The following is a 26089-nucleotide window of genomic DNA, read 5'->3' as shown; positions in this document are numbered from 1 at the left end:
GCAGCCGAACGCGCGGAAGTCGTCGCAACCGGGCGAAATCCGCGACGCGGCCACGTGTCGCAGGCCCCCGCTCGGTGGCGCACGATTTGGCCGATATCGCGCGGTCTCCGCAGGAAGTCGAGATAGCCATCGAAACTCCCGTTGAATCCGCATGAAAGGCCCTAGTACCCGTTTGCCACTTCATGCCTTCGCATGAAGCACAGAAGGAGCAGAATGCCTACATGTCAATGGTGTGCGAGAGGGGCTCGGGCTGTTCGTGGTACGTCGATTGGAACGGCAACAGGCACAGGAACTGACGTTCGCTGATCCGGCTGCGCTTGCATCGGTTGCCGTCCAATCCCGTTTTCGATGTCGCTGGTGGCATCTCAGTCGCAAGATCTTTTGGAAAGTGTCATCGAATTTGGGACCCTGCGTGTGCCGCGAACGTGGAAAGGAGCTTGGTGTAGGTCCAGCTGCCGTTGCCCACGAGGCATTCGCCCCCCTGGAGCTCGTATCCCCCCTGAGCGACCAAAGTCCGCATTGTCCGCCAGGGTTCTCACCGATCGTGGACAACGCAACACCGGTAGATCACCAGATGTGCCACGGCGACGGACCGGTGAACGCATCAGGCCATCTACTGCCGACACGAGTCGACTTATCGGGAAACTAAGAAGATCGGGATGTGATCACATATGAGAAGGACAATCGCTACCACGATGACGGCGACGGCCGCCGTAGCCGGTCTGATCACGGCGATGCCGGCGAACGCGGCACCGAAGATTGACCCGGGTGCCATCGGTCCAATGCACGCGAACTGTGGCACGGCCGGCCCCAACCTCGAAAATCGGGTCGAAGCCGATGCCCCGGCCGGGGGCGCGGCCAACCAGCGCAGCGGCTCTTCCACCGGTTGCTCCGCGCCTGGTGCTCTGCAGCCAACCGACGACGCCCTCTACTACTGCTACACCTGGGGCAACGACGACTACAGCTGGACTTACCTGCGCAATCAGCGGACCGGTGTGCGGGGCTGGGTCCGCGACACCCTGCTCGACCTCAACGCCGACGGATTCACCCGCGGCAGCATCGAGTACTGCGGCTTCTGAGCAGGAAGTGAGGTGGCGGACACCCGACGGTGCCGCCACCTTCACTGAGCCCGTTCAGCAGACAGATCAGCGGTGTCCGTTCTAGGCCATAGTGTCGGGCCGCCATGCCCTGATGTGCTGGATGATATTCCGTTGAGACACAACGGATAGGCACTCAGCTCAGTGATGATCATGATCGGACGGAAAGCAGGTGAGGTCCCAATGATCATGGCGTGACGATTCGCCCTGGCCAGTGACGCGACATGTGCACTGAGACAGTCGGGCCTTCGCGCGGCGGGCAGGCCGAGATCCCGGCCTTCTATGTGACACCACCAGATGTCGCAGGTGGCCAGTTGGAGCAGTACCCCGATCGCTGGGACCGGTTCGAGGCCCAACACCAGCCGTCGGCCGATTGAACGCGAGCGGTTCACCGGTGTGAGCGGCTGCTGGGCAGCCGGGTGATCTCGGTGCGCGCCAGGCTGGGTGTCTGTTCGAGGGCGGTGGCGATTGTGTTCGCGAGAGCGTGGCCGTGCTCAGTGAGTCCGGTGATCGGGTTCGGCGGGGCGGAGCGGTGCACGAGTTGTTGTCCGAGTTCGCGTTCAAGCTGCCGGATGTAGCGGGCGAGGTTCTTGGGATCGATCGGGATCGCGGCCCCGGCGGCCCGCAGCGTCGGGTGGTCGCGCAGGTGGACGAACGCGGCCAGGCGTTTCCACGGGCGGGAGCCGGTCAGCGCCGGCCGGAGCTCGGGCGGGATGGCGTCGGTCGGGTAGAGAGCGTCGTGGTGCACGTTGGGGCCGGCTGGACGCACGGGCAAGTTGTAGCGGCGGCACCAGCTGAGGATCGTGGCGGGGTGTAGGCCGAGCTCGGCGCCGAGGTCTTCTGAACTGCGGCCACGGCGAACGTACTGCTCATGTAGCCACCGCTGGCTGATGCCGGCTTGTGGTTTGCTCGGGTCTCGCAGCGGTATGTCGTAGGCGGTGGCGAGGGTGGTGATGCGGCGCCGGTTGACCTGGTAGCGGGCGGCGAGAGCGGAGATGGACCAGCCGTGGTCGAGGTAGAGATCCCGGAACGTCTCGGCGGGCAGCTGGACGCGCAGCCGTTCGCCGCTGTCGTGGTCGTTGCTGGTGTCGCGAGGGTAGTGAGCGAGCAGGTATCGGGCGGCGTCGAGCGTCATGCCCGAGTGCGACGCGGCCTGTCCGAGCGGAAGGTCCGCGCGGAGCAGATCCACCAGCGATTGCCGGGGCAGCGTGTCGGGGTCGGGGCCGGGCAGGTCGAGACCGTCGGCGAGCTTGTGCGGTGGTTGCCAGCTTACGGGTTCGTCGATGCCATGACCGGTAAGGAACTCGGTGGCGACGAGGCGCAGCTCGGTGACCAGGCGAGCCGTGAGCAGCGTCGGGAAGTCAGAGAAGGCGTCGCGCTGGATCTTGGTGCGCGGCGCGTAGTGCGGGGGTGCGGCGGAGGCCGGCTTGCCGCTGATCGTCTCGAACAGCAGGCAGCGCATGGACCGCAGTGTGCCCCTGTGGCGGCGGAAGCCGGTACGGACCAGGAGGGATCCCCAGCGCGGCTCGGGCAGCAGATCGGTGTAGCCAAGTGCGCGCCGGCGTGCATAGTCGATCGGGGCGCCGTGCTGATCGAGGTGGCGGGCGATGCGGGCGAGCGCGGCGCGCTGGGCGTCCCACGCGGGCTCCGTGGCCATGCGCTGCAAGGCTTGGGCGACGTAGGCTCTCGAGACATCGGCGTCGAGCCGGGCGATCGTCGCGGGAATGGACAGGGCGGTGCCGCTGGATACCGTCAGGCACGCGAACGCGCCGCGCACCAGCCGACCCATGCTCCACAGCGGAGCGAGGCGCAGTGTCCACCACGGCCAGAACACGGTCGGGATCGCGGCGGAGCGATCGCGGATCGGGCAGCGCTGAACGCTGCCGAGGAGGTCGCGACGACGTCCAAACGGCGTGAGCGCTCGGGAGGTGCGGGCGAACGAAGGCGGGGCTGGGGCCGGGAACAGTGTGCGGCGGGCCCGTTGCAGGACACCGGCCAGCTGCGGGGTGATGGGCCGCTGCCGGGAGTGGTGCGGTGCAACCATTCTCCGACCTGCACTGCCAGACGCGCACAAGGAGGTGAGCAGGGCGACAGCCGTCGTCTCATCGGCGGCGCTCAGTACGGTCAGGGCACGGGTGGTGGCGACCCCGGCAAGGATCGCGTGCGCCGGCGCCGTACCGGGGCGGCGCCCGGAGCCGTCGGTGTCTACCAGCGCCGTCCGGTACACGCCGCTCAGGTCGCCGACGTGGGGATCACCGGCGCGGGGTGCTTCGGTGGTGCGCAGGATCCGGGACGCGAGCACGGCCAGATCGGTGAGCATCCGGTGCGCCGGGCTCGCGGTGTAGAGGCCGAACGCGGCGGTGCCGGTGGTGAGGACCGTGTCGAGCAGGTGCTGGGCGGCCAGTACCGCGTGCCCGGCGGCGAGCTCGTGCACCGCAGCGGTGGTCAGGTCAGCGCCGCAGCGCGCGAAGTTGCGTCGGGCCGTCCCCGGGCGCGTGCTGCACCGCGAGGCCTGCGGGACGTGCAACCACAAGGTCCCGGGCCGCGGAACGTGGCCGCAGTCCGGGCAGCGGTCTGCGAGCAGGCAGCGGTGGCGGGTGCAGGCGAAGGACCAGCCCAGTTGCCAGCTCAGCTGCCACCGGCCGCCAGACTCGGCCAGACAGTCCGGGCAGAACCACGTTCCCGGGCGCCGAACCCACGCGTGGTGCGCCGTGACTCGCCTCCTGTCGGGGTCGACTCGTACAACCGCGTCATAGTGGGCCAGCGTCATCTCCTGTAACTTCGGGGCTGGTATCCCCGTGACCGCAGCGATGCGAGACGCTTCGTTCGGCCGTAGGAACACCGCGAAGGCCGCGGCCCGGCGCCGCGGCCCGGCGCCGCTGGGCGGCGACGTCGAGCCCGAGCGCAGGCAACAGATCCACTGTGGGCGTCGACGGTCGCCGCGACAACGCCTCTAGCCAGGAGGCGAGGCTCTCGCCCGGCACCGGAACCACGCTCACCGGCAGCTGTCTCAACCGGCTCACGACGCGGTTGCCGCTGCATGACCGCGGGTGGTCGTCGTGCTGTTGCGGCTGGTGATGCGGCGCGCGGTGAGCGCGGCGTCGAGTTCGCGGCGCGCGTTCTCCGCCGCGGCGTCGTTCTTCACACCGTCGAGCACCGTCTGGTCGAGACGTTCGGCGCCGGTGCGCGCGGCGCGCTGGCAGCCGCGGTTGATCAGTGTCATCAAGGATCCGATGTGTCCGGTCGACCGTGCGAACAGGTAGTCCGACAGGTCGTCGGCGAGCATCCCCGGCCGGGCCTCGGCGAGCACCAGACGCTGCTCGATCGCCAGCAGCACCGCGCGCCACTGCCGCCGATGCTCGGCGGTGTCGATCAGGAACGGCTGCATCCCCAGCCGCGTGGTCCGGCGCCCGGACTGCGCCAGCACCGGGTTGCCGGCCGCATCGACCTCGTCGAGCAGGCCACGCTGCGCCAGTCCGACGCCGGCAAACACCAGCGTGACCGGGTACTCGTTGGCGATGTATTTGAAGTGGTTGCTGATCTCCACTCCGGTACTCGCACGCCAGCGCAGGAAGTGCAGGTCGTCGACGATCAGCAACCGGACGTGGCAGCTGATCATGCAGTCCAGGGCGCGGGTGGCGAACTGGCTCGCGGTGCCCCGGCCCGTTCCGGGATGGGCGAAGAACTCCAGCATCGCCCGGTTAAAGTCCTTCAACCCGGTATTGCCGGTCAGCCCGACCCGGCATACCGGCCACCGCTCATGCCCCTCCGGCGTGCGGGGGCCGTGCTCGGCGACCTCGCGCAGGTGGAACTGCTTGGCGAAGGCCAGCACCGAGGTGGTCTGGCCCAAGCCGGGGAACGCGTCGATCGCGACCGCGCCCTTGGCCTTGTCCCCGTCGTGGGCGTTGCTGTCCACGATGTCCCACAGATCTTCGTGCAGCTCGGCCAGCTGCGGGGTGCGCAGCGGGCCGAGGTTCGCGTGCCATTCCCGACGCCGCCGGTCGTAATCCGCTCGCGAGCGGTCGTCAAGCCGGCGGATCTGCTCGCGCGACAACGTCTCCGGCTGGGTGCGCGCGGGTGCCTCCACGAACCGCCGCCAGCCCTCCTTGCGCGCGAGGGTGAGGTTGTCAAGACCGGTCATGCTCACACGTCCTCCAGCGCGTCGGCGTAGAAGTCGCCGTCCATGACCAGCTCGGACGGCTCGTCGACATCGTCGTCGCCCAGCTCCGGCTCGTTCGCCTGCGCTGCGGCGTCGAGAACGCGGGCCACCGAGGGCAGCGCCGAAACCACTGGCTCGGTGGCGGGCGGATCGAGCGCGGCCTGCTCCCGCGCGAGGCGCAGTGCGATCCGGCGTTCCGCGAGGCTGCGGCCGAGGCCGGCGTTCCAGCGCTCCAGCAGATCGGCTACCGAGACCTTGTCGTCGGGATAGGTGTAGCGCGACGCCGCGAGTTTGCGGGCGAATGCCAGCGCGTCCTCGCTGAACGGCATGTCCAGCGCCGGGGCATGCTCCCACATCAGCGTGTGCCACGTGCGGGTGTGAGGGTCGCGGAAGTACACGCGGCTGATGTCGTCCGGATCGACCTGGAACGGCCACCGCCCGCGCGCGACTCCGGTGTAGGAGCTCTTGCGGCCGCGGTAGGCGTTGAGAGCGGGCCCGTTGTGGCGGCGTCCGTCGATCTCCACGCCGTAGGGCTGGATCGTGCGCCACTCGGTGCGCAGGAACTCCAGTGCCAGATCCGGATCTCGTGGGGCCTCGATGTAGCCGGCGCGGGCGAGGCCGTGTCCGAACATCATCGCCGGGGACATCCGCACCGCGGGCAGGTGCGGATCGAGCAGCCCGTCGTGCGGCCGATGGTGATACACCGCCGCGACCCACTCGCGGATAATCGCTTCCAGTTCGTCGAGGAAGAAGAACGCGTCGTTTTCCGGGTTGATGCCGCGCGCGTGTACGTCCGGCCCCTTGTAGCCGGGCAGCGCCTGCAGCAGATCCTCCCGCAGGGTGCGGAAGAACCGCTCCACAGGGCCCTTGTCCCGCCCAGTGCGCAGCCGCGCGGGCTGGATCGAGATCCCCATCCGCGCGCACACGCTGGTCAGGTGCTCGGAGACGAACACCTTGCCGTGATCGACCACGATCGTTTCCGGCACCATCGCCGGCCCCGACACGCCCGGCCGCCGAACCGCGGGGCGCTCAACGGCGTCGACGTCGAGTAGCACGGTGCGCGGGATGCCGTGCTCGGGCCACACCGCGTGATCCGGCCAATCCGCACCTGCGGGTCGGGGCCGAAACACCTGGAACAACACGGATGCGACATCGATGGCCTTCGTCGACACCGGCGTGAACCGGATCCCGGTGACGCAGCGGGTGTACCAGTCCATCGCCACCGTGAGCTCGCAGTTGATCCACCGCAACGTCACTGGGTCCAGCGCGAACACGTCCAGCCGTGTCGAGTCCATCAGCACGTACTCACCCGGCCGCGTCGGCCGGAGCTTCCCGTACGCCCCGTCTGGCCGGTCCGCGATGTCGCGGTCCCGCCGGCGGCCGCCGAGCGGGACGTACTGCGGGTGTTCGCCCGCGCGGCCGCGGCGATGGAGTTGCTCGGGGCGCTCGCCGAGTGGCACATACCGTGAAGTTCCACAACGCTTACTTGTATTGGTCCGGGGCGGCCTTCATCCGAACCGGCTCGTGAACTCCGCCGACAAGCAGGCCTGCGGCGGCGATGCGCTGGCGCATCTGCTCGGCTTGGTGGGTCATCTCGTCCCCGGTGTCGCTGCCCACGCATTCGACGATGAAGGCTCGGATGAGCTCGACCGCGGATTCGCTGCCGGAGTAGTACTCGTGTGGTGGGACGGTCAGGTGCCCCGCGGCGGCCAGGCGACCGGCGAGCAGGGTCGCGTCGGCGGTCATCGGCTCGCCGAGGTCCATGCCGGCGCTCTCGACGATGAAGTCGCGGATGATCCGCACGGCGCGAGCGACAGTCGCCGCGGCTCGGTCTCGAGCGAGGTCGGCGGCGGAGGTTGTGGCGTCCTCGTCGAGGTAGGGACGGGCGTCGCGGCAGGGCGCGAGGACGGGGTCGTCGGGGGCGACGCCGTTGGCGATGGCCATGTCCCGGTAGTTGGCGTAGAGCGGACGATCGCTCGACACGTCGCTGGTGATGTTTGGCCCGTACATGCGAACCGTCAGGTTGTGGGCGGCGCCGTGCAGCAGGAACCCGGCACAGGTCTTCGGCTCGTCGGGTTTGCTGGCGTGACAGCCGAACCTTCGCGTTGCCTGGTCGTAGGTGGTGTGCGCTGAGAGCTGGAAAACCTCCGGTGGGAACGCACCGACTGGCGAGTCGAGCAGCCACGGGCACCGCAGGCACGGCTCCACCTGGTAGGCACCGCCGGGCGAGGAGACCGTGACGACACCCACCCGTCCGCGCCTTCGCGCACAGCCACGACTTCGGCACCCCGCGCCGCGGGCGCATTCTCCGATGGATCAGGCACAGTCACCCTGGGCTTCCCTTCGCTCGGTGCGAAGCGAGTGTAGTTCGCCCGGGGCGGCAGCAAGGATCGTCACCGTTTAGGCCTGGGAGCGAGCCCAACTCCATTCGAGGGCGGCGTGCCAGGCATCGACGAGTGCTTCGTCGTCGGCGTAGGTGGGGGAGGCTCCCACCGGCACCCATGTCTGCTCGACGACATCGCTGTTCTCCAGGCGCTGGATGGTGACCCCGGCGTACTGGAATCCCGCATGGGCGCCGTCGATGGTCGCCGACACCGCGCGGGTCTCCGCCTGGACCAGTACTCGTCGTTCGCCCGTCATCGACCCACTTCCCGTCACGTTCGACGATAATGTCGCGCTCGGACCCCAATCTGTAACAGGGTCGTCCCCGGCCCGTGGCCGCCGTGGTGGTCTGCAACGTCCTGGCCTGCTCCTGCGACTTAGCTGGACATGACCGACGACGCGACGTCACTGCCGCCGAGCCCTGGTGTCTCCGTTCCGTCACCGGCTGCTGCGACGCATCAGCCGGCGCGGTTGCGGGAGCTGTCGCCGAAGACGATGTGGCTGACCGCGGCCGTGATCGTGGTGCTGACCGCGGGTGCGGGGGTGGTGCTGTGGTGGCCGGCGACCGCCGGGCTCACCGGTGGCGACCTGGTGAAGAACCGGCTGGACGCGCTCAAGATCGGTCTGAGCATCGGGCTGGGCAGCGGCGGCGCGGTCGCGTTGTACCTGTCGTGGCGGCGCCAGCGCTCCACCGAAGCCGACCTCGACAACCGCGAACGCACCCTCGGCCACCAGCAAGAGGTCCACGCCGCCACGGTGGCTCACCAGGACCGGGTCGCCCGCGCCACCGAGCACGATGCCGCCGAGCGGCGGTTGAGCGAACTATACCTCAAGGCGGTCGAGCAACTCGGCTCGCCACAAGCCGCGGTCCGGCACGGCGGTCTGTATGCCCTCGAGCGCGTCGCGCAGGACAACCCCCACCAGCGGCAGACCGTGGTCAACGTGATCTGCGCCTACCTCCGCAACCCTTACACCCTGCCGCCGGATGCCACGGACCGCAGCCAAACTCGCGCGGCCGCTCCCCCCGACGTCGCCCGGGAAACCCAGCTGCAAGAACGCGAGGTACGCCTTACCGCGCAACGCATCCTGCACCAGCACCTGCAACCCGGCCCGGACCCCAAACACCCGGACCCCGACTTCTGGCGCGACATCACCATCGACCTCACCGGCACCACCCTCATCGACTTCTCCCTCGCCGCTTGCAGAGTCGCCCAAGTCTCATTCCGCAATGCGACCCTCGCCGGCGTCGCCCTGTTCGACGGTGCGGAGTTTGGCGGCGACGCCGTGTTCGACGGGGCGAAGTTTGGCGGCGACGCCGTGTTCGACGGGGCGAAGTTTGGCGGCTACGCCGGGTTTGGCACCGCGGAGTTCGGTGGCGTCGGCCTGTTCGGCGGGGTGGAGTTTGGCGGCGATGCCAGGTTCGACTGGGCCAAGTTCGCCGGCAACGCCGTGTTCGACAGCGCGAAGTTCGGCGGAAGCGCCAAGTTCGGCGGGGCGAAGTTCGGCGGCGACACCGTGTTCGGCGGCGTGGAGTCCGGCGGCATTGCCAAGTTCGACAGCGCGGAGTTTGGCGGCTACGCCAGGTTCCACGGGGCGAAGTTCGGCGGCGGCGGCCTGTTCGGCGGGGCAGAGTTTGGCGGCGACGCTAGCTTCGACGGGGCGAAGTTCGGCGACGCTGTCGTGTTCGCCGGGACAGAATATGGCGGCGGCGCCGGCGAGGTAGACGCGGCGAAGTTTCGCGGCGACGCCAGGTTCGACAGCGTGGAGTTCGGCGGCGGCGCCGTGTTCGACAGCGTGGAGTTTGGCGGCGACGCCAGGTTCGACCGGGCGAAGTTTAGCGGCAGCGCCGTGTTCAGCGGGGTGGAGTTCGTCGGCGGCGCCGTATTCGGCGGGGTGGAGTTCGTCGGCGGCGCCGTATTCGGCGGCGTGCAGTTCGTCGGCGGCGTCAAGTTCGGCAGGGTGGAGTTCGACGGGGCGAAGTTCGGCAGCGTCGCCGTGTTCAACGAGGCCGTATACGACGGACGCGCATTCGATCCGGCTGAGCACGGACTACCCAAGCACCCTCACTAACCCGAACCGGATGGGGTGCCGGGCCCCCGGGCAGTGACCTACGGTGACGCCGCGATCTCGCCACGTGTGCTCACCCGGCACGCTGAGAAGGCCCCATGACCGCTACACCGACTTGCCGACCACCGCCGAGGTGCGTGCCGCGCTCGACGCCCTGAACGCCGACGCTTCCACCGGCGCCGGACGAGCGCCGACCGTCCTGGCACTCGCCCGCCGGCTTGGCTGGCCGTCAGCACGAGCACGCCTGCCTCCGCTGTCCCGTCATGCGCGTCGACCCGCGCCAGCGGCAGCGGCTTGCCGAGATCGTTCGCAACCTCCCCGACCGGATCACCGAAGCTCGGATGAACGGCTGGCTCCGCGAGGTCGAGGGCCTGACCGTCAGCCTGCACGCCGCCACCGCCAAGCTCGCCGACCTGGACCGCGCGATCGCGCGCGCCCGCGACGGCGGCCCGGTCAGCATCGGAATGCCCGTCTTGCGGTCATGATGCCGAGTACACTGCCCTTCAGAGGCGCTCCTGGCCAACGAGAGCGGCTGTGCTACGACTCGTCGCAGTTGCCGTCTGGCGCGGGCCGGGCTGATCGAGAGCTTCTGGGAGGACCCCGCCGACCACGAAGACCTGGGGCGAACACGGCGTCGCTACTATCGCTTCGCTGGCCACGGCGAGACCATCGCTTACCAGGCCGTGGCCCGAGCCGACGAGGCGGCCGAAGTCCAGGCGCTTCGTCCCCAGCCCGGACACTGACGGGAGACGCCGAGGACGGTGCGGAGTTCGGTGGCGATGCCGGGTTCGCCAGTGCGAAGTTCGGCGGCGACGCCTGGTTCTATGGAGCGAAGTTCGGCGGCGCCACCGAGTTCTTTGGGGCGGAGTTCGGCAACGTCGCCAAGTTCGGCGGTGCGGAGTTCGGTGGCGACGCCAGATTCGACAGGGCAATGATCGACGGGCGTCTGTTCGAACCGGCTGAGTATGGTGTGCCGCCGCGGCGTCCTGATGAGCCTGATCCTTTAGGCGCGTTGTAGCGGAGCTGGAGACAGTCATCATGAGCCTCCGCTAGCAGGTCTGACCACCATTTCGGCCAGTGGGGTTCGACCTCGAGCCCTACGTCGACGGCTTGGAGGTCGCGACGATGGCCGAGCGCTGGCAGGACAGCCGTCGGCTGACGCAGATGCTGACGGTGGCGCACGAGGTGCTCGTCGCCGAGCAGGACTTGCGCGCGGCCGCCGAGCAGCAGCCGGCGGGCGTGGAACCCGGATGACACCTGGCCGGTCACCCACCGGCAGGTGTGCCGAGAGGAGCTCGCCCGGCGAACGGCCGGCGGTCGCCGCGGGATGGCATTCTGCGACCGCGGCGTGACCTTCGCACTCTCTGACGCCACATCATCCTCAGCGCGGCGAGGCCTCCCACCGTGGAGTGTGGTGACACTGCCAGAGCGGACACCTCCGCCGTGCGGCCGTCGCGCGAAGGTCACTGCGACCCCCTGTTGCTGACTAATCCTTCAATTCCGACACACCCGATCGTGCGGTGGTCGTCACGAGTAGTAGGCGACGGGCGAGGCAAAGGCGCTGACCGGGAAGAACTGTGAGCTGGGAGGATGAGGGAGAACTTCACCTCCGCATCTGTCGGGAGTGTGGTCGTCGCCGGAACCGCCTTTAGCGGAAGGCGCCGCGCCAGACCTGGTGCATCGTGCGGTGCAGCGTCCACCCACGCGTCCAGCAGGCCGCTTCCGCCAGGCACCGGACGAGCTCGGGATGAGCCTGCGCGCCGACCGCCTGCGCGACTGAGCCGCCCGGCCATCGCCACATGGGTTTCGCCTGACGTTTTTTACCTAGCCGGGGAACGAACAGGCAGATCCGAGGATCCCCGGTCACGATGGGAGCAACCAAAGACGGTTCGCCGCTGCGCCGCTTACTGGGACGGGCGAGATTGTCCAGCCGTGCAGCCGCCATGGCATCGCGTCGTTGCGTGGCATCGACCAGCCCGAGTTCGAAGGCTTTGTCGAGCGGCAGCCACAACTGCGGCGACTTGTAGCGAGCTTCGAACTCGGCCCATCGAAGCCGGGCCTCGCTCGTGCCAAGCCCAATGTCGAGCTCGTCGTCATCGCCGAGTTCAACGTCGAGGAGGTCACTGGCGGCGAGGTGCGTGCCCCATTCGATGAGAGTCGACTCGACGAACGACACCAGGTCCTGGGATTTGAGCGTGCGCGCGGCGGCGACAAGCGGCACGGCGCCAGCTACAGGCTTTCCAGCGCACAGCGGCCACACAACGCGCCGGCCGCTGAGCTGGAGCACAAGCACCCTGCCTTCCGCGGCCCACCGCGCGAACTGCGCAGGGAGCTCGCTACCGCGTAGTGCCGCCGCGTGCCACCCGGCGGGAACGGTCACCGACCAGCCGGGTGGATTCACCACGCGGCGCCGTCCGAGGTGATCACCGGGTGCGTTCCTCAGCCAGTCTTCGAAGTCCTGCAGTTCAACCCTGCGCCTCGCACGCCACACCGCAGTGGCACCACGCCCGGTGACCTCGGCGTGGGGTACTCCCTCGAACCACTCGCTGCCCTGCCTGGAGAACCGCCGCTCGAGCCGCTCCTCGCCCCACTCCGTTTTCTGTGCGAACAGCATCTCTTCGTACGCCGCCGCACTTTCACCCCGCAGGCTCTCACTGGCGATGCGCGTGGCGACGTCGAATCGGATCTGGCTATGCCACGACACCTCGTCATCGAGCGCTTCGGCGACCAGCAACATGTGATCGTCCTCCGCGCTGCGAGGACCTGGGGGCCGGGCCCGGATGTGGTCGGCGGCGTCCTGAACTCTGAGCTCCGGCCTGCTGCTTGTCGCCGCGACTACTAACTGCCAGAGCCCCACTGCGGCCTTGTGCCGCAGCAAGGGGAGCAGACCGTCGAGCGTCTCGTCGGTGAAGAACTCCTGCACTGCGATCGCGGTCACCATCGAGTCGGTCAGCGACCGCGCTTGGTAGTCTTTGTGCGCGCGCTGATGCTGCCCCGGCAGCCTCAACGACACCGCTCGCGCACGGTCGACCATCCCCGGTGGCAGCCGCAACCGCAACGGCTGATCCACGCGCTCGTCCCCGCGCGTCGGCGGCGGGTACCGCAGGACTGTCGAGATGTGCGTCAGCCGATCCTCGGGTTCACGTGCTTCCTGTGCATCGATGTGCTCGGCGAGCACTTGCCGCGCTGCCGCGTCCCTAGATATCCCCCGGCGAACCGCGATGCGCATCAAGGCTTCGATCACGCACGGCAACAGCCGCACATTGGTTTCCCGGTGAACGCTCACACGACATCATCGCCTCGACGACAGCATCCGTTGCAAGGCCTTCCCGCCCTTGCCAAGCCTCGCCGATCCCGTGCCGAGGAACTGCTCAGCCGAGCCATTTGTGCAGTACCCAGCTGATGAGCGGCCCGGCGATCAGCTGCACAGGAGTTTTCACCTTCTGCCACAGCCGCGTCCACCGCCAGGGCTCGCGAGGGGTGTGGCTGTGCTCGTCCTGCTCGCTGGGCTCCATCATGTACCTCCGCGTTCTCGATCCTGTGATATTGAGTCGATTAAAAAGCACGCGAGCGAGGCTCTTTAATGGTCGATGTCACATGCCCGGGCTGACGAAGGCCTGCCGAGGACACCGTGATGCCGTCGCCGGCCTCCGCCAACAGCGACCCGGGTTGCTGTGCCGACTCTGACTTGCTCGACCCGGCCAGGGCGGAGAATCCGCACGTCAGGTTCGGTCACCGGCTGCCTTACTGCGTCGGCGCGCCCCTGACCCGGATCGAGCGGGTCGACCTCGCTGCGCTGCTGGACCGCTTCCCCGGTCCGGAACCGGCTGTACCGTACGAGCAGCCGCGGCGGCGGTCGTCAGGCCGAAGCCGCGGCCTCCAAGCCCGTCCCGCGGATGTCGCCTAGCGTGCGACATCGGTCGACACGGGGAACGCGTCGCACGGTGTCTCGTGACCGCCATCGGGCGGCTGGTCCTTGCCTGGCGCGGATGTTGGAGGAGGACGAGCGCGAGCATATCGGCCACTTTCTAGCGGAAAGTGTGCACGGCATCGACGCAGGGAAGTCAGCGTCCGAGGAGCGAGTTGGTGACGAGCCGGACTGGAGCTTCGTCGCTATCGGTAGCGCGAGGGCTTCGCGCATGATGATGAAAGGCGTCGACCTCCGAGCCGGTGAGGACACCGGCGGCGATCCGGTCGGCGCGAGCCGTCCCAGATGGTGCGGGCAACGTCGGATAGCTCGGTCGGCCGGGGTGACCCCTTCCTCTGGCGGAAGCGGCTCCTCGTGGTCGTTCTGGTTTGACTGGTCGCCGTGCAGCGCTTCAGCACGGTCGGCTTCGGCGATCGTTGAGCCGCGCCGACCCTGCTCCGCGGACGCATGTGTCACGTGATGCGGGTTCTGTCGTTCATGGCTGGCGAACGGACCTGAAACGCACCAGCAGGAGACCTCGATTGGTCCTACAGCTCATCTTGACCCAGTTGTGGTCCTCACCGCGACGCGACGGCGCCCAGAACAAGACCTCGAACAGGCCGCGTCGAAGGTCGGGGCTCGGTGCAGACCTGCGGAAGACCTGGAGAAGGCCGCCTTCGAACCAGCGCTACAAATGGAGCCCAGGGGCGTCCACCTGGCGACATCGGCCCATTAGGACTCAAAGGGTCCCGTTCGGGCCCGTCTCGGACGTGTGCACTCGACGCGATCCATCCAGCTCCTGGCCGAACAGAGGCAGGCGGACATGTGCCGGCGTTGTGCGGCGACGCTGTCGGTAGTGGTCGGTATCCTCCGCGCATGTCGACACCACACCGGCCTGCGGCTTCCGAGCTGCCGCTGAAGAAGGGGATGGCCCTGCTGACCGCGGACTTCGCGACGGAACAAGCGCTGGCGAGCCTGCGGCAGGCGATCAGGGGCGGCCGGACCGCCGACACTGCGCGGTGGGCGGCGCTCGCGACCGAGGCTGTCATGGAAGCCGCCAGGCTGGTTGAGGTGCCCGGCGAGAGCGCCGGCGCCTTCACGACGATCCGGGACTCGGTGATCAACGCCCTGGATGTGATGGCCAAAGCCGTTGAGGCTGACGACGCCGACGGCGTGGTGAGCCGCGGTGAGCTGGTCGGTGATGCCGTGGCGAACTTCGCCGTGTTCCTCAAGGGCTTGCAGAGCTGAAGCAATCCCGGTCAGGGAGCCGTACGCCGGAGGGGCGCATGCTGGACCCGGGCGAACCTGGGGTGCGGATAGGGTCCGCCCATGGGATTCGACTGGGAAAGCATCCTCGGCACGAGCGGAGCCGGACTCGACGATGCCTACGACGCCGCGGTGTCGGCCGTTATGTACCCAGACCGGCCCCAGCCGGAGGTCTCCGGAGCCTTCCCAGTCGGGGAAGCTCACGACGAGACGGATGCCGTGAGCTCGTGAAGCTGGCCTGCCGCTAGCCGATGGCAGGGATCGCGAGCCCTGCCACGCCTCAACGCAGCGCGCCCGGAGCCAAGAACACCCTGCGACAGTGTGGAAATCACATCGCATCAACGTATCCAGTGTTGCGATCGCACTGCGGTTGGATAGTCTGGGGGCAAGGTGGTGTCCGGATGACACTGCCGATCCAGGCGGATGCCAGACCGCTGTAGCCCTGTCGGGGTTCGCGGGACGAGGGACGGACTCGGACGGGGCTCGCCGCGCGGAGCGCGGGATGGAACGAGACAGCTCTTCGACAAGGGGAGAGGTCTCCGATGCCCGCCCACCGACCCGCACGTCTGCCACAGCGTGAGTCCTCGAGCGCACCGTCTGTTGCCGAGTCACCGGTTCCTGAGGACCTCCTGACCGTCGATGAAGTCTGCGCCAGACTGCGCGTTACCCGTTCGACCTTCAACGACTGGCGTGCCAAGCAGTGCGCGCCGCCCTGCGTGCGACTACCCAACCGACAGTTGCGGTTCCGGCGGTCCGCATTGGAGCGCTGGCTTGCCTCGCACGAGGAGGCCTCTGCGTGACGGACACGACGTTCGATGTCCGGATCTGGGACGTGCGGGTCAAGACCGGCCGCGCCCGCAAGGACGGCAAGCCGGCCAAGAAGTCCTACATCGTCCGGTGGGTGGTCGCGGGCACGGTGTTCCCGGAGACGTACGCGAACGCGACGTTGGCAGAGAGCTTCCGCTCCAAGCTGATCGTGGCTCAGCGCAACGGTGAGGCCTTCCGGGTGGTGGACGGCCTTCCGGTGTCCATGGCGCGAGTGCAGAACGACCAGTCGTGGTTCAGCTTCGCGCAGGCGTATGTGGACATGAAGTGGCGCCGGGCGGCGGCGAAGTCCCGTTCCGGCAACGCTGACGCGCTGGCGACGGCGACGCTGGCTCTGCTCGCGACCCGCCGCGGGAAGCCGGCCGACGCGGTGCTGCGCCGGGCCATGACGGGCTGGGCATTCAACACTGTCCGACGCGACACCGACAAGCCCCCAGCGATCGAGGCTGCGCTGGCGTGGCTGGAGTCGAACACTGTCACCGTGTCGCGGCTGGGCGACTTGACGACTCTGCGGGGTGTGCTGGGTCAGCTGGCATTGAAGATGGATGGGACGGCGGCCGCGGCGAAGACGGTGTACCGCAAGCGCGCGGTGGTGTTCAACGCGCTGGAGTACGCAGTGGAGCGGGACCTGCTGCCGGCGAACCGGTTGCCTGAGGTGAAGTGGACGGCACCGAAGCGGGTCCGGGCGATTGACACCCGCGTGGTGGTCAACACGAAGCAGGGCCCGCAGTTGCTGGCCGCGATGGCCGCCCAGAAGGTGATGCGGGTACCGCCGGGGCGTCCGAGCCGGTGGTCGTGGAGCGGCGTTCGTCCGGGCCGCGGCTGGTCGCGTGCTTCGCCACGATGTACTACTCGGCGCTGCGCCCCGAGGAAGCGGTGATGCTGCGCGACATCGACTTGAAGCTCCCGCGGAAGGGCTGGGGCGAGTTGCTGGTGTCGGAGACAGCGCCCATCGCGGGGGCGGCGTGGACCGACAGCGGGCAGCGGCGTGACCGTCGTCAGCTCAAGCAGGGGGCGAAGGGGGAGGTGCGGCCGGTGCCGTCCCCGCCGCCGCTGACCGCCCTGCTGCAGCAGCACATCGAGCAGTACGGCGTCGCCGACGATGGCCGGCTGTTCCGGAGCATCGATGGCGGCGACGTCGCCGAGTCGACCCTGGCGCGGGTGTGGGACAAGGCCCGCAAAGCAGCGCTGACGCCCGAAGAGTACCGGTCGCCGCTGGCTCGCCGGCCCTACGATCTGCGGCACGCCTGTGTGTCGACGTGGCTCGCCGGTGGCGTGATCTCGGCTCAGGTGGCGCTGTGGGCGGGGCACTCGGTGGCCGTCCTGCACGAGGTGTACGCCAAGGTGCTGGCCGGGCTGGAAGAAGAATCGCTGGGCAAGATCGCCCGCATCCTCGGCCTGCCCCTCGATGACGAGGACGACCTCGGCCGCGAGTAGGCCCGCGAACAGCCAAGAACGGTAGGGCTGGTCGATCGGAGCCCGTTTGCTCGGGCAGGTGGCATGCGCCGTTGTCGGCTCGGCGCTGTCAGGTCGGGCCGACGAGAAATTTGGCGGAAGAAGCCGTCGTCGAGTTGGTCGAAAACAGAATTGTTCAAGCCAGCGATCGACGAAATTCTCTGCGTGAACCTGGATGCGCCACGGAAACAGGAACAACACCGACGATCGCCCGGTCGAATGAGGTTTGCCGGTGACGATCGTGTCGCAGAGGTTGGCCTTTGCGAAGGTCGCCCCGCGGCGACGGGTCCGGCGCTGGGGCGTTCACGCGGCGAAGGTGTCACCGTTCCGCCATTCGACGGAAACCCACGCGAAGATGTCACGTTCGTCAAGAACGTCACGACTCACGCCGGACGAGACTTCGTAGACGAGGTACCCGATGACACGATTCCAGCGGCGCGCCGCCGGGGTTCTCCTGGCCGTGGTCCTGCTTCCCTGGCTGACGGCGGAGAGCTGCGACGACGCCGGGAGTCCGGCCGGTATTGATACGCCGACCGTCGGCAGCAGCGTCGCACCCACCAACGGCGGCGGCAGCGTCGCGCCCACCGACGGCGGCGGCAGCGTCGCGCCCACCGACGGCGGCGATGTCGTCACCACGAGCCGACCGGTCGATCCGCCTGGACCGGTGCCGAAGCCCCAGGCCACCGGAATTACGATCCCCTGGCCTTCGATGAGCGGGACTACCACGCCGAAGCCGCCGCCGGAGCCGCAGGGTTCCGACCGCCCGTCGCCGACGACGACCGAATCGCCGTGACGACGGGGAAACCCCGTGAGCAGGACGGCCCGTGGTCCCGGATTTCGGTGCTGTTGTCGCAGACGGTGCTGTTGTCCGCCGTCTTGTACTACTTTGGCTGGGTCCGCACGCAGGCCGCGTGGGAGTACTTCGGGATCGACACCAGTCTGCTGGGCTTCTCGACCCCGGACTACGCCCTGCGCAGCATCGACTCGACCTTCCTGCCGCTGATCGGCGCCGGCATCCTGGTCGTGTTCTCGGTGCTGCTCCACCGGTCGGTACTGCTGCCGGCCGCCGTTTCCTCGCGGACGACCGCGCGGCGCCGGCTGGCCGACCGAATGATCGTCGTCGGGTACGTCACCGGCTTCGCCGTGTTCGCGGTGATCGGCGTCGGGCTGCTGGTTCCCGCCGCACTCGGCTGGGCTCCGACCATCGTGCTGTCCCTCGCGCTGCTGGCCGCGACCGGGCTCATCGCCTATCCGGACCACCTGCGCCGCCGGCAGAAACGCACCAGCGGCCCGCCGCCGGAAAACTCGGCGGTTCGCCAGTCGGCGCTGGTGGCGCTGGCCGTCATCGGTGCACTGTGGACGGTCTCCTCCTACGCGTACGCCACCGGGGAGCAGTCCGCCGGTGACGTCGCCGGGCACCTGGACGCCCGCCCGGCGATCGCCCTCTACAGCGCCGGTCGGCTGGCCGTGTCGGGCCCGGGCGTCTCGGCGACGGAAATCATCCAGAAGGATGCCAAGTACAAATTCTGCTACACCGGTCTCGTCTCGTTGATCCACACTTCGGACCGGTACCTGCTGGTGTCCCGCCAGTGGCAGCGCGGACGCGACGCCGTCTACGTGATCCCGGTCGGCGACGACGTCCGCATCGACGCGATCGCGCGTTAGGAGTTCTCCCGGCTCCGCCCGGCCCGGCAGCCAGCCAGCTCGCGATCCCGGCCCGCCGGGATACGCCCACCTCGCGCTGCGGATCTGATCTCGAGATCGATGACGACCTTGGCCTGCACGCGCCGGCCGGCCTGGAGCTCGGGCCGCGCCTCGGAAGTGGCCGTCGACGCCGATCGCGCCAGGCCACCAATGCCGGCGACATCGGTGGTCCGGAGGCACTCCGCGCCGGCACGGGCGCCGCCGCTCGCTACCGTCGTCTCCCGCTCCCCGGATCACGGAGCGGGCAGCCAGCTCCTCGCCTGTCCAAGGCCCCGGATCCAGCCAAAAAGTAGACCGCGAATAGACCGCGACTGGCCGCAGACCACCGGTTTCAGCCGTACACAACCGGACATCCCGGACTGGAACGCCGCTCCAAAATCCCTAGCCAGAGACCTGTTTCCGCAGGTCAGACATGGTGCCCCCGGTGAGATTCGAACTCACACTGGACGGGTTTTGAATCCGTTGCAGCAGACGATCGGCGCGGCGGCGCCGAAGAGGGGAACAGGTGCTTGACCGGCCAAGATGGACGAATGTCAACTGGCGATGGGCGGGGGCGTACAGCTATGGTCTGTCGCATGAACACGCATCCTGTGCATGGATGCTACGAACATGTGTTCGAGTCCCCCTTTGAACACACTGATACGAGAACCTCCCATGTCGTGGCTCGGGTGTTCTGTGAGGCGTTCGGCGATCGTTTCGTCGTCCGGACCGCGTAGTTCGCGAACCGGCGCCGGCTCTTGAGCTGCAGGTTGGTGGCCAAGTTCAGGGTAAGACTATAGATCAACTCGATCCGCTGATACGCGCCGAAGCCCCAGTCGCCACGCGGCTGGGGCTTCGGCGTTCTGACATGAGCGTCGTACACCGCGCGTCGCCGTGCGCTTGGTCAGGAGTTCCGTGCTTCGGCCGGATACTTCGACGAGTCGCGTCTCGCAGTGGCTGCGTCGTCCCGGCGGCGCTCGGTGGAATCGGAAAGTCGGTCGCAGCTTGTCTCCCGACGCGTGGATTGCCGGAGTTAGAGGCGTGAATGACGCTATGTCCGGTGCTGATGGCTACTTGGGAGGCGTTGATGGTTCTTCTGTGCTGTGTCACTTGGAGTGTTTTCTAACGCATGGTTCGTTGCTGTCGCTTGGATCGAGATGCCGGTTTCCGGGAAATCTTCGGGCTGCCGGTCGTGCGGGATGCGTGGTATGCGTCGACGACCGAAGCCGGGATTCGGCCCCGGTCGGCTACTTCGTACCCTTTGTTCCGGGCCCAAGAGCGGATGTCGTGAGTTGCGGTGTAGTCGTCCGCCGTTCGAGGTTCTTTCTCCGTGGCGTCGGTCGCCTGGCCGACTGCGACCTTGATCCGGCGTCCGCCGGTGCGACGGGCAGCCGCCACGAACGGCTCCAGTGTTGCACGCAACGCGTTGGCGTTCGAGTTGGACAGGTCGATTTCGTAGGCCGCGCCGTCGAGTCCGAACGGGACAGTCTGGTCGGCCTGGCTGCCGTCGATGTCGTCGGAAATTTCAATCGTGACTTTCTTGGTCATCTGCGCATCCCTCGTTGTGTCGTGTGATGAACCGGTCTGATAGTAACGTCCGAAATTCACGGCCGGTCGGCGGTGTGTGTTCTGACGAGGCTCTTTGAGGTTTTTTCGAGAAGCCATTGACTGCTCGTTGGTTCGTCCGCATGGATGGTCATGTGTTGCAGCGAACACTTCCCTGTCCCCGTCTTGTGTGAGAAACGAGAAACGCAAAGGAGTAGGTGATGGAAACCGAACGGGGGCAGGTTCAGGCCCGCGATTGTGCTGTTGCGGCCGCGGTCCGTGAGCTGGCGGATGCGGTGCGAGCGACTGTGCCGGTGCCACCGGCGGATCCGGACGCGTTGCTCACTGCGGAAGAGGTGGGGGAGTTGCTGCAGCTGTCGCCGAGGACGTTGAAGGACCAGGCCGCCGCTGGAGTGTTGCCGCATCACCGGTTCGGGAAGCACTACCGGTTCACCCGGAGTGATGTCGCCGAGATCGTTCGGCTAAGCGCTGCTCCGGTGAAGCCGCTGCGGCGGCGGGTGTCCGTTGAGGACGTCGCTAAGGACTTCCGGGCCGCGTGAGGCGGCCGGAATAACAGAGAAGAAGAGGAGTGAAGGATGGCCTTCGGACAGGAAGAGTCCGGCACGGGTGAGTGGCGTGCCCGGTACAAGCGTCCCGATGGGACATGGGGGAGCAGGTCAGGGTTCCCCACCAAGAAGGCTGCCGAGGACTGGGCAGTGGAACAGGAGGCGCTGATCCGGCGAAACCTGTGGCTGGACCCACGTGATGGCGAAACCCGGTTCGACGACTTTGCGGAGGAGTGGCTGGCGGCTGTATCTCCGCGGCTGGAGCTGAACACGGTCGCGAAGTACCGGTCGTTCCTCGACACGCAGCTGCTTCCGCAGTGGAAGGCGTGGCCTCTCATTGCGATCTTCAACGGTTACGTGGAGATCGAGAGGTGGCTATCGGAGCTGCACGAGGACTACGCCGAGTCGTCGGTGTCCTCGTATTTCGCGTTGTTCTCGACCATCCTGAACGGCGCGGTGCGGGCGCGGATGATCCCGGCCAACCCTTGTAGCGGTGTCCGCGTGTCCAATGGCGAGTTCGACACCGAGCGACTCGTCGCGACGCCGGCGCAGGCGCTGCGGGCCGCGATGCGGCTCTACGAGCTGGGTCTGGGGATGTCGGGGTTTGTGCTGTGCCTGATGGATGTCTATACCGGCGCCCGATGGGGTGAACTCGTCGGGCAGCAGCGGCACGAGTACGACTCCGAGAAGCGCGGGATCGAGATCCGCACTCCGTTGAAGGAGGTCGGCGGGAAGGTCTACAAAGGAGGCCGGAAGAGTGATGATCATCACGCGGATGGTCGTCAGCGGCCGCCGACGCGGCGAGGGAACTCCCGGCCTAGGAAGGGCCGGACGAAAACTCCTGCGGGCACGCGGTTCGTGGCCCTGCCGCCGGGGATCGCGGTGCTCTACGAGGAGCTGATGGACAGCCACCGCGAGCCCTTCGTGCTGTGCACGCCGGAGGGGCATCCGTGGCGGCGCTCGAACTTCCGGATCCGGTTCTGGCGGCCGGCGTGGGACGGGGTCGAGCTCGACGACGCCGGCGCGGGGGAGCGGCGCCCGCCGATCCTGCCGACCTTCACCTTCCACGAAGGCCGGCACACCCACAGCACGTGGCTGACCGAAGACGGAATCCCGGAGGTCGCCCGACGGGCGCGGCTGGGGCAGAAGATGAAGGGCATCGCCCGGGTCTATGACCACGTGACCCCGGCGATGGTGAACCAGATCCTGGACGTCCTGGAGGAACGCTGGCTGCGGTCGCTGGCGTCGCTGTACCCGGGGGAGCGGGCGAAACTGGTGGCATGGTTCCCGCACCTGCGGTCCCGGCGGGCGATCGGACCGGGTCCGGGGGCCGTCGCCGGATCGTCGCCGACTGAAGACTAAAAGCCCTGCCCCTCCGGGGAGGGACAGGGCTTCTGACCTGCGAAAACATGTGGTGCGCGATACTGGGATTGAACCAGTGACCTCTTCCGTGTCAGGGAAGCGCTCTCCCGCTGAGCTAATCGCGCGAGGTGGAGACGGGATTCGAACCCGTGTACACGGCTTTGCAGGCCGTTGCCTCGCCTCTCGGCCACTCCACCGTGACAGGCTCGAGAGCCTACCGAGCGGATGACGGGATTCGAACCCGCGACCCTCACCTTGGCAAGGTGATGCGCTACCAGCTGCGCTACATCCGCATTCCGCAGCTCCGGGAGGTCGTTCCCCCGTCGCCGTGGTGTGGGAAAACCATATCGGACCCCGGAAGCGGGTTCGACACCGGGGTGTCACTCCGCTGTTGCGGGGCCGTCATCAGGCGAGATCGTGCGGGATGAGGTGGGTGAGCGCGTCGTCGACGTCGACCCAGAGGTGCTCGTTGCCCGGCAGGACCACGTCGTACGTCCGGTCGAGGAAGTCGGCCAGCTCCTGGGCGGACGCCTCGAACATGGCGTGCCCGGACGGCGAGTTCAGCTCGATCAGGACGGCTTCGGGGTCCTCGACGGAGGGCCGGATGCGGACGTCACCGTCACCCGCGTCGGCCAGGAGGCCGTCCGCGAGGAGGTCGCGGGCGTACACCCACTCGACCCAGCCGGCGCGGCCGGTGCGGAAGGCGGCTACGACCGCGTACGGGTCGCGTGTGTCGTAGCGCAGCTCCACCTTGACCGGAACCGCGGGAGTCCGCGGCGCCAGCAGGTCGAAGACCGCCGTCGAGCGGAGCGTCACGTGATCGTTGCGCATCGTCCTACCCTTCGTCTCCCTTCCCGGCCCGGCCCGGCCGAGGGCGTCACCACTTGGACGCATCAGGAGGCCGATTCCGTCGCGGGTGCGCCGCAGATCACCCGTCCGGGCGCTTCGGCTCCCGTCCTCACCCGTGACCACCCGCGGCGCGCAACTGACCGGCGCGCCCCGCGGAGCCCACGCCTCCATACTGCGCGGTTTAGTCGCCGGGCGATAGCACCGTCGCACGGATGTCGAACGTGGCGTCAGGCGGCCCCCCGGCCGGACAACCCTGGCTAGCTCGGGATTGTGCGTTCCGTACTCGCCGGTAAGCGGAGTGTGGTCGCTGAGGACCACCCGTTTGCAGGCGCCTGAAAGTCGTACGCTAAAGTTGCGGGCAACGCCGCGAGCGGGCGATTAGCTCAGCGGGAGAGCGCTTCGTTCACACCGAAGAGGTCACTGGTTCGATCCCAGTATCGCCCACGCGAGAGTCGAGAGAGCCCTGTTCGCCGAAGAGGCGGCGGGGCTCTTTTGCTGCCTCCGGCGATCGGGCTCCGAGGTCGGCCCGCATTTCTGCGGCCGAGTCCCCTCGTCCGCCGAACCGGAGTGAACGATCCGTTCGGATCATCCGTATCAGCTCACGAGAGCGGTTCGCGCCCCCGCCGCCGGGGCTCGCCGGAACTGCCTTCGAAGCCTGCCGCTGCGGCGGTTTTCTGTCGAACGCCACCTGTGGGAGGCCGGATGTGATCCTCGGCACGTCGCGCCGCCCTGAGGCCGCGCGACGACGACGTGTGACAGAACCGGCGCGCGTGACGGCGCGGCGATGAATGTCACCGTCGGTGGCCGCCGGGCCCGCGGGCCGGCGATCGCCGGCCCCGGCTGGTCCACTGTGGACCGGTCGGCGCCGTAGTGTCCACTGTAGATTCCGGAAAGCCCCGCTGGGCCGTTCGGCTCAGCTTGGTCCACCCGGGTGCGGGCATCACCCTGTTGGCTACAGAACGTAGTTTTCGTGGGGATACGCCCTCTCGCGCATCGTCTTCATCTCGTTATCTTCCGGCCATTTTCTGGCGGGGATGTCACGCAGCATGTGGCTGGAAATCCCTTGTAACACTGCCGAGAGAGTCGCCGATAACTTGCCGTGTGAAGCCTCCGCGGGCTCTGCGCGACCACGAATAGGCAGTGACTCTCCGAAGTTATCTCCGGTGACGCTGCGTGCCCGCGGCTCAACTCGATCCAGTTCCCGGGAGGTCAGATGGAAGAGTCGGTGCGGCCTTCGTACACGGTGAGCCAGCCACCGCCGCACATCGACCTCCAGGCCATCCCGCGTCCCGCCCAGCGAGGCGACCACCCCGGCGAAAACGGGGGCCCGTCCGCCAAGGCGTGGCCCGCGGCCTGGGAAGCGCGGTACAGAGCCTGGGTCATCGGCAGCGATGTGTTCATCACGCTGCTGGTGATCGCGATCAGCGCGTTCGTCATCGATCGCGTTGCCCCGCACGACATGCACGCCTTCGGCACCATGCTCGCGGTGTTCGTCTCGCTGCCCGCCAGCCGGGCGTGGAGCCCGCGGGTGCTCGGCGAAGGCGCGGAGGAGTACCGCACGCTCGGCCGCGGCTTCATCACCGCGGCCGTCCTGGTCGCGCTGGGCGGCCTGCTGTTCGGCGCGCTCGAGGTCCAGGTCTGGGTGTTCGTGGTGGTTCCGGCCATCGCCCTGGTCGCCTTCCCGCAGCGCTACCTGCTGCGCCAGGTGCTGCACCGCAAGCGCGCCAAGGGACTCTGCCTGCTGCCCGTGATGGCCGCGGGCAGCCCGGAAACCGTCGCCGACCTGATCGCGCGCACCCGCTCGGAAGTGCACGTCGGCTGGCGCGTCGAGGCCGCCTGCACGTTCAGCGGCCACGGCGAAGACCGCGGCAGCGGCGAGATCGACGGCGTCCCGGTGGTCGGGCGGCTGGAAGAGCTGTCCCGGCACGTCCGGCGCGGCGGCTACCGGGTCGTGGCGATCACCGCCGACCAGTACTGGACGCCGAAACGGCTGCAGCGGCTGGCGTGGGACATGGAGGGCACCGGCGCGGAGATGGTCGTGGCGCCCGTCCTGATGGAGGTCGCCGGGCCCCGGCTCAACGTCACCGGCGTGCTCGGCATGCCGCTGTTGCGGGTCACCGCGCCGATGTTCACCGGCGGCCGTCGCGTGGTCAAGGAGATCGTCGACCGCTGCGGCTCGGCCCTGCTGCTCACCCTGCTGTCCCCGCTGCTGCTCGTCATCGCGGTCGCCATCAAGCTGAACGACCGCGGCCCGGTGATCTACCGCCAGCGCCGCGTCGGCCGCGACGGCGCGACGTTCACCATGCTCAAGTTCCGGACGATGGTCACCGACGCCGACGCGATCAAGCAGACCCTGGCGGCGGACAACGAAGGCGCGGGCCCGCTCTTCAAGATGAAGCGCGACCCGCGTATCACCCGTGTGGGTGGTTTCCTGCGGCGGTATTCGCTCGACGAGGTGCCGCAGCTGTTCAACGTCGTGTCCGGGAGGATGTCTCTCGTCGGCCCGCGGCCGCCGCTGCCGGAGGAAACCGAGCAGTACCCGCCGGACGCCCGCCGCCGGTTGCTCGTCAAGCCGGGCCTCACCGGCCTCTGGCAGGTCAGCGGGCGCAGCGACCTCACGTGGGCCGAGAGCATCCGGCTGGACCTGCGCTACGTCGAGGACTGGTCGCTCGCCCTGGACCTGGTGATCCTCTGGAAGACCTTCCGCGCGGTGATGGGCGGGCAGGGCGCCTACTGACCCGTCCGCACACCGCGCGCCGCGCACCACGGCCGCCGGCTCCCACTCCAGGGAGCCGGCGGCCGTGTCCGTTTCCGGGCCGCGGCCCCCACCCCGCCGAGGTCGCGTATTACACAATAGGGGCCACCGCCGGCCCGGAAGAGGCATTCGCGACCCCGGGGGCCGGCCGGGGCCCCGGGGCGGGGCCCC

22 protein-coding genes, 4 tRNA genes and 1 pseudogene are annotated in these 26089 nt (G+C 68.1%); 13 read left to right on the top strand and 14 right to left on the bottom strand.

What is annotated here, in order from left to right:
- The first annotated feature begins 695 nt into the window (after positions 1-695).
- Positions 696-1079: an SH3 domain-containing protein gene (locus AB0F52_RS38505; protein ID WP_360181768.1), complete on the top strand. Its 384-nt coding sequence runs from the start codon at positions 696-698 to the stop codon at positions 1077-1079.
- A gap of 406 nt (positions 1080-1485) precedes the next feature.
- Here the strand turns inward: AB0F52_RS38505 and AB0F52_RS38500 are convergent, their stop codons facing one another.
- The 6 genes and pseudogenes from AB0F52_RS38500 to AB0F52_RS38475 form a co-directional block, all read right to left on the bottom strand.
- Entirely contained in the window at positions 1486-3417 is a 1932-nt protein-coding gene (locus tag AB0F52_RS38500; RefSeq protein ID WP_360182251.1) for a LysR family transcriptional regulator, read from the bottom strand.
- Between the two features lie 270 nt (positions 3418-3687).
- Positions 3688-3939, bottom strand: a pseudogene (locus AB0F52_RS38495) (TniQ family protein); the annotation flags it as partial.
- A 177-nt stretch (positions 3940-4116) separates the two neighbouring features.
- A complete protein-coding gene (locus AB0F52_RS38490; protein ID WP_360181765.1) occupies positions 4117-5238 on the bottom strand; it encodes a TniB family NTP-binding protein in 1122 nt (373 codons plus the stop codon).
- A gap of 2 nt (positions 5239-5240) precedes the next feature.
- On the bottom strand, positions 5241-6716 hold the full coding sequence (locus AB0F52_RS38485) for a Mu transposase C-terminal domain-containing protein (RefSeq protein WP_360181762.1): 1476 nt from the start codon (positions 6714-6716) through the stop codon (positions 5241-5243).
- Positions 6717-6738: 22 nt separating this feature from the next.
- On the bottom strand, positions 6739-7506 hold the full coding sequence (locus tag AB0F52_RS38480; RefSeq protein ID WP_360181759.1) for a DUF6283 family protein: 768 nt from the start codon (positions 7504-7506) through the stop codon (positions 6739-6741).
- 150 nt (positions 7507-7656) lie between these two features.
- Positions 7657-7914, bottom strand: a complete 258-nt coding sequence (locus AB0F52_RS38475; RefSeq protein WP_360181756.1) for a hypothetical protein — start codon at positions 7912-7914, stop codon at positions 7657-7659.
- A gap of 111 nt (positions 7915-8025) precedes the next feature.
- Here AB0F52_RS38475 and AB0F52_RS38470 point away from each other — a divergent pair, with 111 nt between their 5' ends.
- The 3 genes from AB0F52_RS38470 to AB0F52_RS38460 all read left to right on the top strand — a co-directional run bounded on the left by AB0F52_RS38470 (position 8026) and on the right by AB0F52_RS38460 (position 10959).
- Complete coding sequence (locus AB0F52_RS38470) at positions 8026-9708, top strand: pentapeptide repeat-containing protein (protein WP_360181753.1); 1683 nt, start codon at positions 8026-8028, stop codon at positions 9706-9708.
- A gap of 260 nt (positions 9709-9968) precedes the next feature.
- On the top strand, positions 9969-10190 hold the full coding sequence (locus AB0F52_RS38465) for a hypothetical protein (protein WP_360181751.1): 222 nt from the start codon (positions 9969-9971) through the stop codon (positions 10188-10190).
- Between the two features lie 592 nt (positions 10191-10782).
- The gene (locus tag AB0F52_RS38460) at positions 10783-10959 is read left to right on the top strand and encodes a hypothetical protein (protein WP_360181748.1); all 177 of its coding nucleotides are present in this window, start codon (positions 10783-10785) and stop codon (positions 10957-10959) included.
- Between the two features lie 394 nt (positions 10960-11353).
- On the opposite strand, the gene AB0F52_RS38455 is transcribed toward AB0F52_RS38460, so the two are convergent.
- Complete coding sequence (locus AB0F52_RS38455) at positions 11354-12991, bottom strand: hypothetical protein (RefSeq protein WP_360181745.1); 1638 nt, start codon at positions 12989-12991, stop codon at positions 11354-11356.
- A gap of 85 nt (positions 12992-13076) precedes the next feature.
- Positions 13077-13223: a hypothetical protein gene (locus AB0F52_RS38450; protein ID WP_360181742.1), complete on the bottom strand. Its 147-nt coding sequence runs from the start codon at positions 13221-13223 to the stop codon at positions 13077-13079.
- A 1265-nt stretch (positions 13224-14488) separates the two neighbouring features.
- On the opposite strand from AB0F52_RS38450, the gene AB0F52_RS38445 reads away from it, so the two are divergent.
- The 4 genes from AB0F52_RS38445 (at position 14489) to AB0F52_RS38430 (ending at position 17140) form a co-directional block, all read left to right on the top strand.
- Positions 14489-14860: a hypothetical protein gene (locus AB0F52_RS38445; protein WP_360181739.1), complete on the top strand. Its 372-nt coding sequence runs from the start codon at positions 14489-14491 to the stop codon at positions 14858-14860.
- Between the two features lie 560 nt (positions 14861-15420).
- Positions 15421-15678 carry a helix-turn-helix domain-containing protein gene (locus AB0F52_RS38440; RefSeq protein ID WP_360181736.1) on the top strand — a complete coding sequence of 86 codons (258 nt, stop codon included), beginning with the start codon at positions 15421-15423 and terminating at the stop codon, positions 15676-15678.
- Positions 15675-16583: a hypothetical protein gene (locus AB0F52_RS38435; RefSeq protein WP_360181733.1), complete on the top strand. Its 909-nt coding sequence runs from the start codon at positions 15675-15677 to the stop codon at positions 16581-16583. Before AB0F52_RS38440 ends, AB0F52_RS38435 begins: the two co-directional genes overlap by 4 nt.
- Complete coding sequence (locus AB0F52_RS38430; protein ID WP_360181730.1) at positions 16583-17140, top strand: hypothetical protein; 558 nt, start codon at positions 16583-16585, stop codon at positions 17138-17140. Before AB0F52_RS38435 ends, AB0F52_RS38430 begins: the two co-directional genes overlap by 1 nt.
- Positions 17141-17461: 321 nt before the next feature.
- Here AB0F52_RS38430 and AB0F52_RS38425 read toward each other — a convergent pair whose 3' ends face one another.
- Complete coding sequence (locus tag AB0F52_RS38425) at positions 17462-17842, bottom strand: hypothetical protein (RefSeq protein ID WP_360181727.1); 381 nt, start codon at positions 17840-17842, stop codon at positions 17462-17464.
- Positions 17843-17947: 105 nt separating this feature from the next.
- Between AB0F52_RS38425 and AB0F52_RS38420 the strand changes: the two genes are divergently transcribed.
- On the top strand, positions 17948-18823 hold the full coding sequence (locus AB0F52_RS38420) for a hypothetical protein (RefSeq protein ID WP_360181724.1): 876 nt from the start codon (positions 17948-17950) through the stop codon (positions 18821-18823).
- 1140 nt (positions 18824-19963) lie between these two features.
- Here AB0F52_RS38420 and AB0F52_RS38415 read toward each other — a convergent pair.
- Entirely contained in the window at positions 19964-20389 is a 426-nt protein-coding gene (locus AB0F52_RS38415; protein ID WP_360181721.1) for an Lsr2 family protein, read from the bottom strand.
- Positions 20390-20607: 218 nt separating this feature from the next.
- Between AB0F52_RS38415 and AB0F52_RS38410 the strand changes: the two genes are divergently transcribed.
- Together AB0F52_RS38410 and AB0F52_RS38405 are read left to right on the top strand one after the other, a co-directional pair.
- Positions 20608-20946 carry a helix-turn-helix domain-containing protein gene (locus AB0F52_RS38410; protein WP_360181718.1) on the top strand — a complete coding sequence of 113 codons (339 nt, stop codon included), beginning with the start codon at positions 20608-20610 and terminating at the stop codon, positions 20944-20946.
- 156 nt (positions 20947-21102) lie between these two features.
- Positions 21103-22314 carry an integrase gene (locus tag AB0F52_RS38405; protein WP_360181715.1) on the top strand — a complete coding sequence of 404 codons (1212 nt, stop codon included), beginning with the start codon at positions 21103-21105 and terminating at the stop codon, positions 22312-22314.
- Positions 22315-22364: 50 nt separating this feature from the next.
- On the opposite strand, the gene AB0F52_RS38400 is transcribed toward AB0F52_RS38405, so the two are convergent.
- The 4 genes from AB0F52_RS38400 to AB0F52_RS38385 all read right to left on the bottom strand — a co-directional run bounded on the left by AB0F52_RS38400 (position 22365) and on the right by AB0F52_RS38385 (position 23145).
- Positions 22365-22439 (bottom strand) — tRNA-Val (locus tag AB0F52_RS38400).
- 1 nt (position 22440) lies between these two features.
- Positions 22441-22511 (bottom strand) — tRNA-Cys (locus AB0F52_RS38395).
- Positions 22512-22534: 23 nt separating this feature from the next.
- A tRNA-Gly gene (locus tag AB0F52_RS38390) sits at positions 22535-22607 on the bottom strand.
- Between the two features lie 112 nt (positions 22608-22719).
- Entirely contained in the window at positions 22720-23145 is a 426-nt protein-coding gene (locus AB0F52_RS38385; protein WP_013227152.1) for an SsgA family sporulation/cell division regulator, read from the bottom strand.
- Positions 23146-23535: 390 nt separating this feature from the next.
- Here AB0F52_RS38385 and AB0F52_RS38380 point away from each other — a divergent pair.
- Both AB0F52_RS38380 and AB0F52_RS38375 read left to right on the top strand, forming a co-directional pair.
- Positions 23536-23607: transfer RNA gene (locus tag AB0F52_RS38380), tRNA-Val, on the top strand.
- A 769-nt stretch (positions 23608-24376) separates the two neighbouring features.
- A complete protein-coding gene (locus AB0F52_RS38375) occupies positions 24377-25900 on the top strand; it encodes a sugar transferase (protein WP_360181712.1) in 1524 nt (507 codons plus the stop codon).
- Positions 25901-26089 lie beyond the last annotated feature (189 nt).

The sequence above is a fragment of the Amycolatopsis sp. NPDC024027 genome (assembly GCF_040638975.1).
Classification (GTDB): domain Bacteria; phylum Actinomycetota; class Actinomycetes; order Mycobacteriales; family Pseudonocardiaceae; genus Amycolatopsis.
The sequence above is the reverse complement of the archived record's forward strand: the minus strand, read 5'-3'. Positions and strand labels throughout refer to the sequence as shown.